At 67.6% G+C, this 16,380-nt stretch carries 12 protein-coding genes and 1 tRNA gene; 5 read left to right on the forward strand and 8 right to left on the reverse strand.

The window, feature by feature from the left end; genetic code table 11:
• Nucleotides 1–8 precede the first annotated feature (8 nt).
• Both K3A84_RS04705 and K3A84_RS04710 read right to left on the reverse strand, forming a co-directional pair.
• A complete protein-coding gene (locus K3A84_RS04705) occupies nucleotides 9–2,414 on the reverse strand; it encodes a TonB-dependent receptor (protein WP_225008178.1) in 2,406 nt (801 codons plus the stop codon).
• Complete coding sequence (locus K3A84_RS04710; RefSeq protein ID WP_225008179.1) at nucleotides 2,411–2,599, reverse strand: hypothetical protein; 189 nt, start codon at nucleotides 2,597–2,599, stop codon at nucleotides 2,411–2,413. Before K3A84_RS04710 ends, K3A84_RS04705 begins: the two co-directional genes overlap by 4 nt.
• Before the next feature lie 512 nt (nucleotides 2,600–3,111).
• Between K3A84_RS04710 and K3A84_RS04715 the strand changes: the two genes are divergently transcribed.
• Nucleotides 3,112–4,539 carry a sulfatase-like hydrolase/transferase gene (locus tag K3A84_RS04715; RefSeq protein ID WP_225008180.1) on the forward strand — a complete coding sequence of 476 codons (1,428 nt, stop codon included), beginning with the start codon at nucleotides 3,112–3,114 and terminating at the stop codon, nucleotides 4,537–4,539.
• A gap of 8 nt (nucleotides 4,540–4,547) precedes the next feature.
• Here K3A84_RS04715 and K3A84_RS04720 read toward each other — a convergent pair.
• The 3 genes from K3A84_RS04720 to K3A84_RS04730 all read right to left on the reverse strand — a co-directional run bounded on the left by K3A84_RS04720 (nucleotide 4,548) and on the right by K3A84_RS04730 (nucleotide 7,482).
• A tRNA-Ile gene (locus K3A84_RS04720) sits at nucleotides 4,548–4,623 on the reverse strand.
• A 64-nt stretch (nucleotides 4,624–4,687) separates the two neighbouring features.
• Nucleotides 4,688–5,689: a polysaccharide deacetylase family protein gene (locus K3A84_RS04725; protein WP_404823123.1), complete on the reverse strand. Its 1,002-nt coding sequence runs from the start codon at nucleotides 5,687–5,689 to the stop codon at nucleotides 4,688–4,690.
• Nucleotides 5,690–5,721: 32 nt separating this feature from the next.
• On the reverse strand, nucleotides 5,722–7,482 hold the full coding sequence (locus K3A84_RS04730) for a sensor histidine kinase (protein ID WP_225008181.1): 1,761 nt from the start codon (nucleotides 7,480–7,482) through the stop codon (nucleotides 5,722–5,724).
• Between the two features lie 246 nt (nucleotides 7,483–7,728).
• Between K3A84_RS04730 and K3A84_RS04735 the strand changes: the two genes are divergently transcribed.
• Entirely contained in the window at nucleotides 7,729–8,196 is a 468-nt protein-coding gene (locus tag K3A84_RS04735; protein WP_225008182.1) for an Lrp/AsnC family transcriptional regulator, read from the forward strand.
• 34 nt (nucleotides 8,197–8,230) lie between these two features.
• Here the strand turns inward: K3A84_RS04735 and K3A84_RS04740 are convergent, their stop codons facing one another.
• A complete protein-coding gene (locus K3A84_RS04740; protein WP_225008183.1) occupies nucleotides 8,231–8,524 on the reverse strand; it encodes a chorismate mutase in 294 nt (97 codons plus the stop codon).
• A gap of 89 nt (nucleotides 8,525–8,613) precedes the next feature.
• Here K3A84_RS04740 and K3A84_RS04745 point away from each other — a divergent pair, with 89 nt between their 5' ends.
• Complete coding sequence (locus K3A84_RS04745) at nucleotides 8,614–9,627, forward strand: polyprenyl synthetase family protein (protein ID WP_225008184.1); 1,014 nt, start codon at nucleotides 8,614–8,616, stop codon at nucleotides 9,625–9,627.
• 43 nt (nucleotides 9,628–9,670) lie between these two features.
• Here the strand turns inward: K3A84_RS04745 and K3A84_RS04750 are convergent, their stop codons facing one another.
• On the reverse strand, nucleotides 9,671–9,820 hold the full coding sequence (locus tag K3A84_RS04750) for a hypothetical protein (RefSeq protein ID WP_225008185.1): 150 nt from the start codon (nucleotides 9,818–9,820) through the stop codon (nucleotides 9,671–9,673).
• A gap of 308 nt (nucleotides 9,821–10,128) precedes the next feature.
• Here K3A84_RS04750 and K3A84_RS20490 point away from each other — a divergent pair, with 308 nt between their 5' ends.
• A complete protein-coding gene (locus K3A84_RS20490) occupies nucleotides 10,129–12,723 on the forward strand; it encodes a calcium-binding protein (RefSeq protein ID WP_225008186.1) in 2,595 nt (864 codons plus the stop codon).
• Nucleotides 12,724–12,744: 21 nt separating this feature from the next.
• Here K3A84_RS20490 and K3A84_RS04760 read toward each other — a convergent pair whose 3' ends face one another.
• Entirely contained in the window at nucleotides 12,745–13,761 is a 1,017-nt protein-coding gene (locus tag K3A84_RS04760; RefSeq protein ID WP_225008187.1) for an aldo/keto reductase, read from the reverse strand.
• Nucleotides 13,762–13,886: 125 nt separating this feature from the next.
• Between K3A84_RS04760 and hrpB the strand changes: the two genes are divergently transcribed.
• Nucleotides 13,887–16,334: an ATP-dependent helicase HrpB gene (gene hrpB / locus K3A84_RS04765; RefSeq protein ID WP_225008188.1), complete on the forward strand. Its 2,448-nt coding sequence runs from the start codon at nucleotides 13,887–13,889 to the stop codon at nucleotides 16,332–16,334.
• The last annotated feature ends 46 nt before the right edge of the window (nucleotides 16,335–16,380 follow it).

Raw genomic sequence — 16,380 nt, forward strand, 5'->3', positions numbered from 1 at the left:
AGAGGGGGTCAGAACTTCGTGCGCAAGGTGGCGCCGATGGTCCGGGGTTCACCGACCTGGCCGGTGACGACACCGGTCGTGGCGGCGGACAGGCTGAGGTAGTAATCCTTGTCGAGCAGGTTCTTTGCCCAGATCGAGGCGTCCCACAGGCCGTCGGCGGTCTTGAAGCCGATGCGCGCGTTGAGCAGGCCGTACCCGGGCACATCGGCCCAGAGCGAATTGCTCGACGAGGTGTTGAAGTGGGTGCGGTACGACCAGTCGGCGTGGGCGTAGACGCTCACCTCGCGGCCACCGAGGTCGCCCAGCGGCGCATTGGCATCGGCGCCGAGGGTATAGGCGAACTTGGGCACGCCCGGCAGTTGCTGGCCCGACAGGTCCTGGTTGACGATGCCGTGCTGTTCTGGCGCGACCGGGGCATTGGTGTAGGTAACGTAGGTCGCTTCGGTGTAGCTGGCCGAGGCGTTGAACTGGAAGCGCTCGCTCAACGCGAGGTTGAAGTCGCCCTCGACGCCCTTCGAACGCACCTTGGGGATGTTGGCGATGTATTGCCGGTTGACCAGCGGGTTGGCCGGATCGACGTCGGTGATCGCGGTCTGATAGTCGCTGATCTCGGTCAGGAACGCGGCGGCGTTGAGCGTGGCGCGGCGATCCCAGAACTGCGACTTGAAGCCGAGTTCGAATGAATCGACCTTTTCCGGGCGCACGGTCGCATCGGTGATGCTGGCGGGCAGCTGCGTGAGGTTGAGCCCGCCCGACTTGTTGCCGCGCGCATAGGTGCCATAGACGAGAACGTCGGGCGCGACCTTCCAACTGAGCGAGGCGAGGCCCGAGAGGCTGTCGTCCTTGAAGCCGGTTTCGTAGAGCGGGACGATCTTGTTGAAGTTGGCGCGAATACCCAGGATCGCGGCCTTGGCGGCATCGGGGAAGGCCGAGATGTCAGCCGCCTTGGCCACCCACTGTTCGAAGACGCCCTTCTTCTCCTCGTGGGTGAAGCGCAGGCCCGTGGTGAGCGTCAGCGTCGGCGTGACGTGCCAGTCGGTCTGGCCGAACAGCGCGAAAGTCTTCGTGCGCGGTTCGGAGTACGAGTTGACCTCGTAACCGTTAAGCGCCGCGTTGGCGACCGCAGCGGGCACGGCGGGGATGAACCACGTCGGCGCGGCCTCGCCATAGCCGGTCGCGCCGTAACCGCGCACCGTCTGCCAGAAGTAGTAGGCGCCCAGCACGTAGTCGATCGTGTTCGCACCCTTGCTGGCGAGGCGGATTTCCTGGCTGAACTGGCGCTGGCGGTTGGCCTGCTGCGCCTTGACGATCACCGGCAGCGAAGTGTTGTCGGCGTCGTTGGCCGGGTCCCAGTCCCACCAGCGATAAGCGGTGATCGAGGTCAGCTCGGCAGCGCCCAGATCCCAGTCGACCTGGCCCGACACGCCATAGCCCGCCATGTTGGCCTGGTAGTGGCTGTCGGCTTCGCCCGTGCGGTCGAAGGCGTCGAAGCTGGGCAGCGTATAGCCGGGGAAGCGCGCGACGCGGGCCGAGAAGTTGTTCGGGATGGTCACGCCATCGGCAAAGGTCGTGTGGTTGGCGACGAACAGGTTGAGCACGTTATGCTGGCGCTGGCGCGAATAGTCGGCGATCACGCGGACCTGCAGGTCGGACGAGGGCGTGAACAGCGCCTGCGCACGCAGGCTTTCGTTGCGATAGTCCTGCGCGCGGGTGCCGGTGGTCTTGTTATAGGTGAAGCCGTTGTTCTGGCTGATCGCGCCGGACACGCGCACCGCCAGCAGATCGGGCACCACCGCGCCCGAAACCGAGCCGCGGATCTGGTGATAGCCATAGTTGCCGATGCTCGCCTCGAACGAGGCTTCGGGCGCGAAGCTGGGCTTGCGGCTGGAGATGTTGATGACGCCCGAGGTGGTGTTCTTGCCGAACAGCGTGCCCTGCGGCCCGCGCAGCACTTCGATGCTTTCGAGGTCGACGAGGTCGAACTGGGTCAGGCCGACGCGGCCGTAGTAGACGTTGTCGATGTAGAAGCCGACGCCGTTTTCGAGGCCGTCGTTGGTCAGCGACACGTTCGACCCGAGGCCGCGGATGTTGATGTTGGTGTTGCGCGGGTTGAAGCTGAAGACCTGCAGGCTGGGCACCTGCTGCTGGATCTGGCCGAGCGTGTAGTCGCCGCGCTTTTCGAGCGCGGCGGCGCTGACCACGGAGACGGCGAGCGGGATGTCCTGCACGTTCTCCTCGCGGCGGCGCGAGCCGGTGACGATGATTGTCTCGCCATCGGCGCTGTCGGCAGGGGCCACGGCGCTGTCGGCGGGCGCGGCCTGGTCTTCCGCAGCGAAGGCGGGAGTGGCGAGAAGGGCCAGCGCGCTTGCCGAAGCGAACAGCGCGGCCGAGGCAGTGTTGAAAACGGTCTTCATTGGTCGATCCCTGAACCTTGTTGGTCGGGCCGTTCTTCAGCGGATCGGGGGGCGGCAGGCGCGCTGTCCGGCAGGCCGCCGGCGCACGCCGGGGGCTCGACGCCCGCAAGGGCGACGATGGTCTGCTGCAGCGACACCGGATACCGGCCCAGATCGCGCAGGTCGGCCTGCGTCAGTCTGTGCATGGTCGTCCTCCTGCCGCGGCAAGCGGCGGAAGCGATGTGTCGTATGGTGGAGCGGAACCTCTGGATGCGGCCCGATGCGCCCCGTCCAAGGTGGCGCTCAGCGGCTCGTCATCGGTCCCCTGGTGCGGCTCAGCCGCGGGTCATGGTCATTCGCATCATGTCACCTCATTGGTTGAGGGGAACACGACGCCTGGCGCTGTCGCCCTGGTGTCGCGCGCTTTAGCACTTGGTAACGCGGAGCAAAGCTTGCCCGTAAAATGCCGCGGACCGGAACCCGAAACGAGAGCGGAAAGGCCGGTCGCCTCCCTGCCGGGGTAATGTCTACCTATTCGGTTGAGTCATAACGGTCAAGCCAAAGCTTTACTATCAGCGGCGCGAGAAGGGCTTTTCGGCGCGTCGCGCGAAAAGTCTATTCAATGCGTAGACAAATGGGCGGGGCGCGATATGTCACACGGGAACGCGCCCCACGCGACCACGCGCGGGCGGTCCTCTCCATCAGGGAATCATCGAACATGACCCAATCCACCGTCGGTGGCGGGGTGACCCGCCGCGCCGCGCTGGCAGGTGCTGCCGCTGCCGCCACCTCGCTCGCACTCGCTCCGGCCAGCTTCGCGGCGACGCCGCGCCAGCGTCCCAACGTGCTCTACATCATGGCCGACGATCTCGGCTTTGCCGACCTGTCGTGCTACGGGCGGCGCGATTACCAGACGCCCGTGCTCGATGCGCTGGCGGCGCAGGGGCTGCGCTTCACGCAGGCCTATGCCAACAGCGCGGTCTGCACGGCCACCCGCGTCGCGCTGATCACGGGGCGCTACCAGTATCGCCTGCCGGTGGGGCTGGAGGAGCCGCTGGCCAACCGCCCCAACATCGGCCTGCCACCCAGCCACCCGACGCTGCCTTCGCTGCTGGCCAAGGCGGGATACCGCACGGCGCTGGTCGGCAAATGGCACCTGGGCAGCCTGCCCGATTTCGATCCGATCAAGAGCGGATACCAGCATTTCTACGGCCTGCGCGGCGGCGCGGTCGATTATTACACCCACGCCGCCAGCGCCGGGCAGCCGGACCTGTGGGACGGCGCGACGCCAGTGGAACAGGCGGGCTACATGACCGACCTGCTGGCCGATCACGCCATCGCCGAGATCGGCGCGGCGGCGAAGGGCCTGCGCCCCTGGTTCCTCAGCCTGCACTTCACCGCGCCGCACTGGCCGTGGGAGGCACCGGGTGACGAGGATGAAGCCGCGCGCCTCGCAGCCAAGAAGGATCCCCAGGCGCTGTTCCATTTCGATGGCGGCACGCAGGCGACCTATGCCGCGATGGTGCGCCGCATGGACGAGCAGATCGGCCGCGTGCTGGCCGCGCTCGATGCCAGCGGGCAGGCGGACAACACCATCGTCGTCTTCACCAGCGACAATGGCGGCGAACGCTTTTCGGATACCTACCCCTTCACCGGGCGCAAGACCGAGCTGCTCGAAGGGGGCTTGCGCATTCCCGCGATCGTGCGCTGGCCGGGGGTGACGCAAGCCGGTTCGACCAGCGCGGCGCAGGTCATCACGATGGACTGGCTGCCGACCTTCCTTGCCGCCGCCGGTGCCGCGCCCGCGCCGGGCTTCGCCAGCGACGGGATCGACATTCGCGCGGCGCTGGCAGGCGGGGCGCTGCCCGAGCGCACGCTGTTCTGGCGCTACAAGAACCACGCGCAGCAGGCGGCGCGACGCGGGCGCTGGAAGTACCTGAAGATCGGCGAGAACACATTCCTGTTCGATGTCGAGGCCGACCCGCAGGAGCGCGCCAATCTGAAGGACAGGGTGCCGGAAACCTATCGAGCGCTGGCCGACCAGTGGGCCGCGTGGAACGCCACGATGCTGCCGCTCGACCCGCAATCGTACACCCACGGCTTCCACGCCAACGAGCTGGCGGATCACTTCGCGACGGGGGATTGAGGCAGGCATGGTGGGCCCGGCAGGACTCGAACCCGCAACCTAGCCGTTATGAGCGGCCAGCTCTAACCATTGAGCTACGGGCCCACGCGCCTCGCGTTAATGGCGCTGTGGCGCGTTGGCAAGCGGGGCCTGGAGCCTACATCTGGCTCTAGACTTGCGCGGCTGCCATGATCTCGCGCATGGAGGCGGGGCGCACGCCGCGCCGTTCTAGGCAGGCGAAGACGGTGCGCCACCAGTCGTAAAGGCGATCGAGTTCCTCCTCGTCGCGCACGTAAGGGGTGTGGCCGGGGCGCAGCGATGGGCTGTGGAACGAGAACACCAGCACCGGCAACCCATCGTCGAGCGCGATGTCGATGCCGCGCAGTGCTTCGTCGGCGCTGACCCCTTCGGGGGTGAGCGGGATGCGTTCGAGCAGGCCGGTGCGGGCAAGCAATCCGCGCAGGCGCGGCACGCGCCACAGCGCGGGATAGAGCGCGGGGCCTTGCCGGCGCAACGGGCCCCAGAACACCGTGGTCAGCGGCAGCTCCATCAGGCGCTTTTCCGCATCGACCCACCACGGGTGCAGCGGCAGGTGGCTGAAATCGGGTCCGCCGTGGCCGCTGTAGTCGAAGCGGGTGCGCACCGAGCTGTCGATCGCGATCGAGCAGTCGTTGAGGATGCCCGCCGTCGCCGGGCCGACGCCATAGCGACCCGCGCGATAGACCAGCGGGGGGACGCCGAACGCCTGTTCGACGAGATTGCGCAAGGACCGCAGCTTGGCCCGCTCCAAATCGGGCGGCAGGTTGCCGGCGAAGCTGTTGTGGACGTTCAGCTCCTCCTCGTGCGGGGGATTGACCCAGGGATGGAGCTGGATGCCGACATCGGCGCGGCCTTCGCGCACGGCATCGCCGAGCACTTCGGCGGTGCGCGGATCGCTGGCGACCGGGTGGTCGATCAGCCACAGCGGGGCGACGCCGAAGCCTTCGCAGAACTGCTGGAACTTGGCGAGGCGCGGGACGTGGGAGAGGCCATGGCCGGTGCGTTCGAACGGCTTGGTCCAGTCGAACTCTTCCTCGGCATCGATGGTGACGAGGAAGCGCTGGCCGAAATCGGCGGGAAAGCGCACGAAATCGGCGGGACCGGGTTGGCCCAGAATGCCGGGGCCGAGGATGCCGGGGCTGTGGGCCGACCGTGAAGGCGCGGTCACGCGGCCCCGCTTGCGCCGTGGCCGAGACCCGGTTCGGGCACGCGCCGCGCCGTGGCGAGCGGCAGGTCGATGAGCAGGCGGGCGCCATCGCGGGCAAGATGTCCGCCGACCGCGCGCACTTCGGCGGCGGCGAGGCGCAGCGCGAAGCCGTTGCCAAGCATGGCCTGGCCGGGCATCACGCCGCCGCCCTTGCTGTCGGGCGCGAACAGCGCCGCATCGTCGCGCATGGCCAGCGCGGCAGGCAGGGGCAGGACGAGGCGGGCATAGCCGGCGCCTTCACCCAGCGAGACGGCCAGCCGTTCGCCTGGCGCGGCGGAGCCCGCGATGACCGACAGCATCCGCCACAAGGTGCGTTCAAGCTCCAGCGATTCGACCGCCACGGTCACCGCGCTTTCGGGCAGGGCGAGGCGCAGGCGCACCTCGCGCGGGCCGATCGCGGGTTCGAGCTGGGTGACGAGGCGTGCCAGCGTTGCCGCCAGATCGCATTCGCCCTGCTCGGTTTCGGCCTGGCCGGTTTCGAGCTTGGCCAGCCGTTCGACTTCCTCGAACCCGGCGAGCATCCGGGCGGCATCCGACGCGATGCTGGCGGCAAGGCTGCGGTACTGGTGCGGGGTGGGGCCGAACAGCTGCTGCTGGATCAGTTCGGCAAAGCCCTGGATCGCGTTGATCGGGGTGCGCAGTTCGTGCAGCAGCTGGCGCAGGCGGTCGGCGCTGCTGTCGCCGTCGTCATCGTTTGCTGCCGATACGGTCAGGCCGACTTCGGGGCGGCGCAGGCGCGCGTGATAGCCGGTGTAGTGGCCGCTTTCGCGCGCGAAGGAGGGGACAGCGTCGACCCGCCACGACCCGGCGACGGGTGCGGTGCCTTCGAACGTCATCAGGCCCGCTTCGACCGGCTGGCGCGCGCGGAAGGCGCGCAGCGTGCCCGCATCGCAGGTGGCGGGCGCATCGACTTCGCCGGTGAAGGGGCGGTGGCCGACCAGCATGGGGGCGTGGGCGGAATCGGCCGCGACGATCATGCCTTCGGCATCGATGCGGATGTCGATCGCGGTTGTGACGCGCGGCTGCGGCGGTTCGGCGGCCGCGACGAAGGCGTCCTCGGCTTCGGCAAGGCCGGGCACCGGCGGAGCGGGCGGGCGCCCTTCGCGATGGCGGCGGAAGGCTTCGATGCGGCGGACGATGGCGCCGATGCCTTCGCGGTCGGGAATGGTCTGCGTGGCCGGGCGCGTTGCGGGTTCGGCTGCCGCAGCGCGAGTGCGGGCAAGTTCGACGATGCGGGCAACCGGCGGCGGGGGCGCTGCATCTACCTGCGCGGCGTAGCCGGCGGGTTCGGGCAGTGCGAAATCGTCGATGCCGAGGCGGGCGAGCAGGGCCTCCACCCGGTCGCCGAGATCGCGGCGGTGGCGCAGGAACCCGCGCGCGGGCACGGGCAGTTGCGGCACGAGTGCGAGCCATTGTTCCTCGCTGAGCCGCGCGCCGGCTATGGTGGCCAGCGCGAGGCTCGCGTCCCGGCACGCAAAATGCTGCACCAGCCGCGGCGAGCGCAGCGCGCACGAGCGCAGCAATGCGGCGCAATCTTCCTCGCCCAGCGTTGCCGCATGCGCATCGAGCCGGTCGAGCGCGGCCTGTTGCGCAGGCGTCCACACCGCTTCGCCTGCGCGGCCCAGCAGATCGGCCAGCTGGCGGAACTGGATCTTCGTCGCCAGCTGCCCGGCCGCCTGGGTGCGCAGCACGGTTTCTAGGCGGTCGTCGACGATCATTGCTGCGGTGCGCTCCTGTGGCGTGGTCGGCCTGCGGCGAGGTCGGTCGCCAAGCGGTAGACTGGCAGACCCTAACAAATTGTGGAATCGTGCAAAAGCACCAGATTGATTGCGTTGCAATGTGTCACGATTGCGGTATTAAACAATAATATTATCGCCGACGTGCGGATTGGGTGTGGAAAGTTGCCGGGCTTCCCGTCGACGTCCCGCTTGGCGTTGCTCTAGGCGGGGTTGCGGTAAGGGACAATGGCCACACTGGACGCTATCGACAGGCGCCTTCTCGCCGAATTGCAGGACGAAGGGCGCGTCACCAACGTGGAACTGGCGCAACGCGTGGGGCTGACCGCGCCGCCGTGCCTGCGCCGGGTGCGCGCTCTCGAGGAAGAGGGCGTGATCAAGGGCTATCACGCGGAACTGGATGCATCCAAGCTGGGCTTTGCGATCACGGTGTTCGCGCTGGTCAGCCTCAAGAGCCAGGCCGAGGAATCGCTGCGCCAGTTCGAGGAGCACATGCGCGGGTTGCCCGAAGTGCGCGAATGCCACATGCTGAACGGCGAGATCGACTTCATCCTGAAGATCGTCAGCCGCGACCTGCAGAGCTTCCAGGAATTCCTGACCAGCAAGCTGACGCCCGCCCCCAACGTGGCCAGCGTCAAGACCAGCCTGACCATCCGCACCGCCAAGCAGTTGCCCGGCGTTCCGCTGCAGGATTGAGCGGGGCTGCGCGGCGGCGTTCGCGCCGTGCAGCTCAACCCGCCGTGGTCGACGCCGCCTTTTCGTGGTGGCGGATCACTTCCTGGATGATGAAGCGCAGGAACTTTTCCGAGAACTCGGGATCGAGCCGGGCGTCCTCTGCCAGCTTGCGCAAGCGCGCGATCTGGCGCTCCTCGCGGCCCGGATCGCTGGCGGGAAGCTTGTTTTCCGCCTTGTAGGCGCCGACCGCCTGGGTGATGCGGAACCGTTCGGCGAGGATGTGGATCATGGCCGCATCGATGTTGTCGATGCTCTGGCGATAGCCAGCCAGAACTTGATCCTCGTTCATCGTCAAACCCCCGATCTGCGCGTTTCCCGTCCCCTAGGGTGCAACTTGCGACTTGCCAAGCGTCGACCCGTTCGCCAAGCGGGCAAGCCATGACTGCCACCGTTCACCCGCTTCCCCGCAAGGCCGCGCCTTCGTTGCAGCCGCTGATGGCGCTGGTCGCCGAAGGCATGAACAGCGTCAACGCGGTGATCCTCGACCGGATGCAATCGCGCATCCCGCTGATCCCGGCGCTGGCCGGCCACCTGATCGCGGGCGGCGGCAAGCGGATGCGCCCGATGCTGACGCTCGCGAGCGCCAGCCTGCTCGGTTACGGCGGCAGCCGCCACTACAAGCTGGCCGCCACGGTCGAGTTCATCCACACCGCCACGCTGCTGCACGACGACGTGGTCGACGGGTCCGACATGCGGCGCGGCAAGAAGACCGCCAACATCGTCTATGGCAACCCGGCCACGGTGCTGGTGGGCGACTTCCTGTTCAGCCGCAGCTTCGAGCTGATGGTCGAGGATGGCAGCCTGAAAGTGCTGCGCATCCTGTCGAACGCCAGCGCGGTGATCGCCGAGGGCGAGGTCGACCAGCTCGTCGCGCAGCGCCAGATCGAGACGAGCGAGGAACGCTACCTCGCCATCATCAACGCCAAGACCGCCGCGCTGTTCGCCGCCGCTTGCCGCATTGCCGCGGTGGTGGCGGAACGGTCGGACGAGGACGAGATGGCGCTGGATGCCTATGGCCGGAACCTGGGCATTGCATTCCAGCTGGCCGACGATGCGATCGACTACGATTCGGACGCCTCGGAAATGGGCAAGGACCAGGGCGACGACTTCCGCGAGGGCAAGATGACCCTGCCGGTGATCCTCGCCTATGCGCGCGGCGACGAGGACGAGCGCACGTTCTGGCGCGCGGCGATCGCCGGGGACCGCAATTCGGATGCGGATCTGGCCCACGCCGTCAGCCTGATCCGTCGCCACGATGCGGTGAACGCCACGCGCGAACGCGCGCGCCACTATGCCCAGCGCGCCGCCGATGCGATCGCGCGCTTCCCCGATGGCGCGGCCAAGGCGGCGATGATTGAGGCGGCCGAGTTCGCGGTGGCGAGAAGGTTCTGAACGCAGGTTCTGAACGCAGGTTCTGAGGTGCAGGTTCTGAGGCCTACTTGCGCTCGCCCTTGAGCCAGCGCCACAGCCAGAAGCACCCGCCCGCGCCCAATGCGCCAAGGCCCAGAATCCCCGCACCCACCGTCGCGCCGGTGAACAGGATGCTGGTCGCCAGCGCGACGACGATTTCGAACGTGGTCTTCACGCGGCGAATCCTAGCCCATCGGGGCCTACCGGCCATGAACGGCGCATGACCAAAAAACTTTCGGGACCTGGTGCGTTCTTGTGCACTGCGAAAATGGTTGAAGGGCAAGAGGACGGCGGCAACTCTTTCAGATTAAAGGGTCCGAACCGGGGTGGTACGCGGAAAATAGGGGTAATTGCGTATATAAATCATGCGCTTGTAAAGCATGGTTTCATTGAGGTTAACGCCCGATTCACGCCGATTGTTGTATCGGCAAGAACTTGCCGTAGCATATTTGGTGCCCTGCAAAATTCAGCAGGACACAGATCGTGGCATTCTCCCTCGGCACGCAGACGCATTTCGGACAGGGCTGGAGCTTTTCCTGGTTCTCGGGCGCGGAGCAGGCGGGTACCACTGCCATCCGCGACGGCGTGGCGTGGGGCTACGTCGAGACCGCGCCGGGCGTCTATGACTTTTCCGATCCGAAGGTCGCCTGGGTGGGACAGGCCATCGCCAAGGGGGCGGCGGTCACGCTGGTGTTCCAGCCGAACAACGCGCTCTACGACAGCGGGGGCACGGTCTACACCGACGCCGGGCGCAAGGCGTTCGCCGATTTCGTGGTGGCGACGCTGAAGCAGTTTCCCGGCGTGACCGCGATCGAGATCGGCAACGAGTACAATTCGGACAGCTTCGTCAACGGCGCGGTGCTGGCTGCCGGTGCCGGGCAGCGCGACGATTACTATGCGAAGATGCTGTTGGCGGTGCAGGGCGCGGTCAACAGTGCGGGGCTGCATGTCGAGGTGATCGGCGGAGCGGCGCATTCGATCCCGGTCGACTACTTCGCCGATCTCAAGGCGCTGGGCGCGCTCGACGGGCTGGATGCGATCGCGATCCACCCCTACACCACGCCCGCCGAACAGCTCGAAGACCAGATCGGCGTGCTGCGTTCGGTCGTCGGCAACACCATCGCCATCCGCGCGACCGAGTTCGGGCAAGACTTCGCTGCGCTGACCGATGCGCCGACCTATCTTGCCAAGATGGTTTCGGCCATGGGCGCGGCGGGCATCCAGAGCGCGGACTGGTACGCGCTGGCGCGGCAATCGTGGTTCCCCAACATGGAGTTGTGGGACCAGTCCACCAAGGCGCTGACGCCCGCAGGCGTGACCTTCAGCGTGCTGCAGGGCATGCTGGCCGAGAACGGCAAGGTCACGCACCTTGCCACCGACGATTTCAGCTATCTCTACGCCTTCGGCACGCATTCGGCGGTGCTGTGGGGCGAGGCCCGCACGGTGACGCTGGCAGCGGGCGTGACGGCCTATGACCTGGCGGGCAACCAGATCACCAATTTCGATGGCCGGATCAGCATGGACCAGCCGGTGATCCTGAAGAGCGCGGGCACGATCACCGCCGCGTCGGTAACGTTCGCCGCGACGGACCTAGTGGCCGACAGCTATCACCAGTTCGACGTGACCAACACCGAGGGCGGCACGACCGGGTTCGAAGGGCCGTGGTCGTACTTTTCGCTGAACGTGGGCAGCGGCCGGGAAGAGGCGCTCTACACGATGGGCGGGGGGATGGTCGCGGGCGAGCCGTGGACGCCCTACCTTGGCAGCAAGTGGCTGCGCCCGCTGGCGGTGACGGCGACCTCGATCGTGCCCGTCGACTGGGGCGCTGCGGACAATTCGAGCAAGTACGACATCGTCGAGCGCTTCACCGTGGCGAAGACCGGCACCTACAGCCTGACCGGAGACTGGGACGTCAACGACGCCACCAACGACGGCGTTCTGCTGACGGTGAAGGTCAACGGCAACGCGGTTGCCAGCCAGGTGATCTATGATCCGGCGAACGGCAACAGGTTCCACCTCGACCTTGGCGGGGTGAGCCTGACCGCGGGCGACAAGGTCGACTTCGTCGTCGACAGCCGCGCCAACCCGATCGGAGACAATACCGATCGCCATATCCAGGTGCGCATCGAAGGCTATTCGTTCGTGGCCACGGGCGGCAATGATACCTTCGTGGGCAGCGCCGGGCTTTCGGACTACGTGACCTTCGGCAAGGCCACGGCGGGCGTGACGGTCGACCTGGAAAAGAGCGGCGTAAACGCAACCGGCTTCGGCAGCGACACGCTGACCGGGATCGAGAACTTCACCGGCTCGGCCTATGACGACCTGCTCTATGGCAATGCGCTGGCCAACGCGATCAACGGCGGCGGCGGGAACGACAAGCTCTATGGCCGGGCGGGCGACGACCTGCTGGTGGCGCGGGCGGGCGCCGACCTGATGGATGGCGGGACGGGTGCGGACCGGATGTTCGGTGGCGCGGGCAACGATACCTATTACGTCGACAACGCGCGCGACCAGGTGGTGGAGTACCTCAATGAAGGTAGCGACATCGTCTATTCGAGCGTCAGCTTCACGCTGGGAGACAATGTCGAGAACCTGACGATGATCGGCACGGCGTCGGTGACGGGCACCGGCAATGCGCTGGCCAACGCGATCAAGGCCAACGACGGCGCCAACAAGCTCTATGGCATGGCAGGCGACGACAACCTGAACGGCGGTGGCGGCAACGACTGGCTGAATGGCGGGCTTGGCAAGGACACGCTGACCGGCGGGCTGGGGGCGGACCGCTTCGTCTTTGCCGCGCTGGCCGACAGCACGGTCAGCGCGCCCGACCGCATCACCGACTTTTCGCGCGCGCAGGGCGACAAGATCGACCTGTCGGGCATCGACGCGATCAGCGGCGGGCTGGACAATGCCTTCGGGATCGGCAGCAAGTTCACCGGCCACGCGGGCGAACTGATCGTGCAGAAGATGAGCGGCTACTACCTTGTCAGCGGCGATGTGAACGGGGACAAGAGCGCCGACTTCGCGTTCCAGGTGGTTTCCTCCACCGCGCTGGGGGTGGGCGACTTCATCCTGTGAAGCCGCCCCACCAGCGGGGCATCAGCCCATCGGATACATGATTTCGCGGCTGACCTTGTCGACCGCCTTCATCGCTTCGTCCGACAGGACGAGATCGGCGGCGGCGAGGATCGGGGCGACCTGTTCCTGGCACGAGACGCCGACGATGGTCGAGGCGACGAAATCGTGCTGCTTCGACCATGCCACCGCGAACGTCACGGGATCGAGCCCGTGTTCGGCGGCGATGGCGGCGAAGCGTTCGGTCGAGGCCAGCGACTTTTCATTGACGAAGCGGCGGCCCATCTGCGCCTGGCGCCCTTCCATGGCGAGATAGCGCGAGAAGCGCGCGCCTTCGGGCCGGGCGCCGCCGTTGTACTTGCCCGCCAGCACACCACCCGCGATCGGCGAATAGGGGATCAGGCTGACGCCTTCCTTGCGGCAGACTTGCGCCAGCTCATCCTCGAAGCGGCGGTTGTTGAGGCTGAAGTTGTTCTGGATCGTCTGGTAGCGGGTCGCGCCCAGCTTTTCGGAGGCGGCGATCGACTTCATCAGGCCCCAGCTCGTCTCGTTCGAACAGCCGGTGATGCGGACTTTCCCGGCGCGCACCAGTTCGTCGAGCACGTCCATGGTTTCCTCGTAAGGGGTGTCATGGTCGGGCCAGTGGGTCTGGTAGAGGTCGATGTAGTCGGTCTGGAGCTTGGTCAGGCTGGCTTCGACGGCGGTCACGATGTTGCGGCGATCGAGCGCGGTCATGCCGGAGCGCAAGGGGCTGCGGAACCAGACGTGGCTGGGGCCGGAAACCTTGGTTGCCATGATGATGGCGTCGCGCGGCTTGGTCTTCATCCAGCGGCCGACGATTTCCTCGGTGCGGCCGACCCACTTGGCGTCGGGCGGCACGGGGTAGCCTTCGGCGGTATCGTAGAAGTTGATGCCGGCATCGAAGCATTCGTCGAGAATGCGGAAGGCTTCGGCTTCGTCGGCCTGGCTGCCGAAGGTCATCGTGCCCATGCAGATGTCCGAGACGACGATGGCAGATGTGCCGAGACGGCGGTGTTGCATGGTGCGATCTTCCCCCAGAGGCCTTGTGTGGCCGGTTTCGTTTCGCAACCTGACTGCCGAGGGAAGGTGACGCGGTCAAGACGCGTGTCTTGCGGGTACGACGGGCGCGGGGCTAAGGCGCGAGCGTGAGCGAGCTTCCGATCCATGCCGTGCTGCCCGATCTGCTGGCGACCTTGCGCGCGCAGACGGCTGCGGTGCTGATTGCGCCGCCGGGCGCGGGCAAGACCACCGCCGTAGCGCCCGCGCTGATCGGCGAGGGGTGGTGCAGCGGGCAGGTCATCGTGCTGTCGCCTCGCCGCGTGGCTGCGCGCGCGGCGGCGGAGCGCATGGCCGAACTGCTGGGCGAGGAGGCTGGCGGCACCATCGGCTATGTCACGCGCCTCGACGCCAAGCGCTCTGCGAAAACGCGCGTGCTGGTGATGACCGAGGCGATCTTCGTCGCCACGATCCTGAACGATCCCGAGCTTTCCGGCGTTTCTGCGGTGTTGTTCGACGAGGCGCACGAGCGGCATCTCGACAGCGATCTGGGCCTTGCGCTGGCGATCGAGGCGCAGGGGGTGCTGCGCGAGGACCTGCGCATTCTGGTGATGTCGGCGACGCTCGACGGTGCGCGGTTCGCGAGGCTGCTGGGCGATGCCCCCGTGGTCGAGAGCGAAGGCAAGGCGTTTCCGCTGACGGTGCGCTGGCTTGGCGCGCGCGCGGACCTGAAGGTGGAGCAGCAGGTTGCTTCGGCGGTGATGCACGCGTGGCGCGAGGAGGTGGGCGACATTCTCGCCTTCCTGCCCGGCGTGGCGCAGATCGAACGCTGCGCTGAAATGTTGCGCGACAAGCTGCCTGCAGCGCTGGTGCTGCCCTTGCACGGGCAGGTAGAGCCTGCGGGGCAGCGCGCGGCGATCTGGCGCGATGGCCAGGGGCGCAGGCGCGTGGTGCTGGCGACGAGCATTGCCGAAACTTCGCTGACATTGGATGGCGTGTCGGTGGTGGTCGATGCGGGGCTTTCGCGCCGGGCCGAGTTCGACAAGGTGGCGGGGGTCACGCGGCTGGTCACGCATCGCGCTTCGCAGGCCGCCGCGACGCAGCGCGCAGGGCGCGCCGCGCGGCAGGGGCCGGGCGTGGCCTATCGCCTGTGGGAAGAGGCGGGGCACGCGGGGCGGCCCGCGTTCGAACCGCCCGAGATCCTGACCAGTGACCTTGCCCCGCTGGCGCTGACGCTGGCGCAATGGGGCGCAGGCGATGCGGGCGCGTTGGCGTGGCTCGATCCGCCGCCGGTCCCGGCGATGGCGGCGGCGCGGGGGCAGTTGCAGGCGCTCGGCGCGCTCGATGGCGAGGGGCGGATCACCGCGCATGGACGCGCCATGGCGCGGCTGCCGATGGAGCCCGCACTGGCGCACATGCTGCTGTTTGCGGCACGGTTCGGTTGCGAGACGGACGCTGCGCGGCTGGCGCTGCTGTTGCAGGAGCGCGGCCTTGGCGGGCGCAGCGATGATCTGGCGCTGCGGCTGGATCGCTGGAACGGCGAGCGCGGCGCGCGCGCGGACGCCTCGCGCAAGCTGGCCGGGCGCTGGGCGGAGATGGCGCGGCGGCTGGTCGCGCCGGGCACCAAGGGCGACGTGCCGTTGGCGGTGCTGCTGGCCGAGGCCTTTCCCGACCGCATCGCGCGGGCGCGTTCGGCGAGCGGCGAGGAATGGCTGGCCTCGGGCGGGCGCGGCTATCGGCTCGATCCGGCCTCGCCGCTGGTAACGGCCAAGTGGCTGGTGATCGGCGATGCGCAGGGCGAGGCCAAGGGCGCGCGGATCATGGCGGGGATCGCGCTCGACGAAGCCGATATCGCACGTTGGCTTGGCCACCGGCTGGACGAACGGCACGCGCTGACGTGGAATGCCGAAGCGGCCCGGGTCGAGGCGCGGCTCGAACGGCGGTTGGGGCAGGTGGTGCTGGCGCGGGTGCCCGATCCCCGCCCCGACCCGGAGGCGGTGACGGCGCTGCTGATCGAGCGGGTGCGGGCCGAAGGGCTGGGCGCGCTGCCGCTGGGCACGGGCGCGAAGGCGCTGATCGTGCGGGCGACCTATGCCGGGCTGGAGCCGCTGTCGGAGGCGGCGCTGCTGGCCGATCTGGAGCACTGGCTCGCGCCCGCACTGGCGGGGCGGCGCGACCTGGAGGTTCCGGCAGGCAAGCTGCACGACGCCTTGCTGAACCGGCTCGACTGGAATGCTCGCGCCACGCTCGACAAGCTGGCGCCGGCCGAGTTCCGCTCGCCGGCAGGGACGGCCCATGCGATCGATTACGGCCACGATGGCGGGCCGATGGTGGAACTGCGGGTGCAGGCGCTGTTCGGGCTTGATCGGCATCCGTGCGTCGGCCAGCCGCCAAGGCCGCTGCTGCTGTCGCTGACCTCGCCCGGCGGCAAGCCGATCCAGACCACCGCCGACCTGCCGGGGTTCTGGCGCGGATCGTGGAAGGATGTCGTGAAGGACATGAAGGGGCGCTATCCCCGGCACCGCTGGCCCGACGCTCCGTGGACCGAGGATCCCAGCCTCAAGACCAAGAACGCCTTTCTGGCGCAGAAGCGATGATGCGCATTACCCCTTGATTTTTCGCCGACAGTCGCCATCTAGGGGC

Source organism: Novosphingobium percolationis (assembly GCF_020179425.1).
In the GTDB taxonomy this organism is placed as follows: domain Bacteria; phylum Pseudomonadota; class Alphaproteobacteria; order Sphingomonadales; family Sphingomonadaceae; genus Novosphingobium; species Novosphingobium percolationis.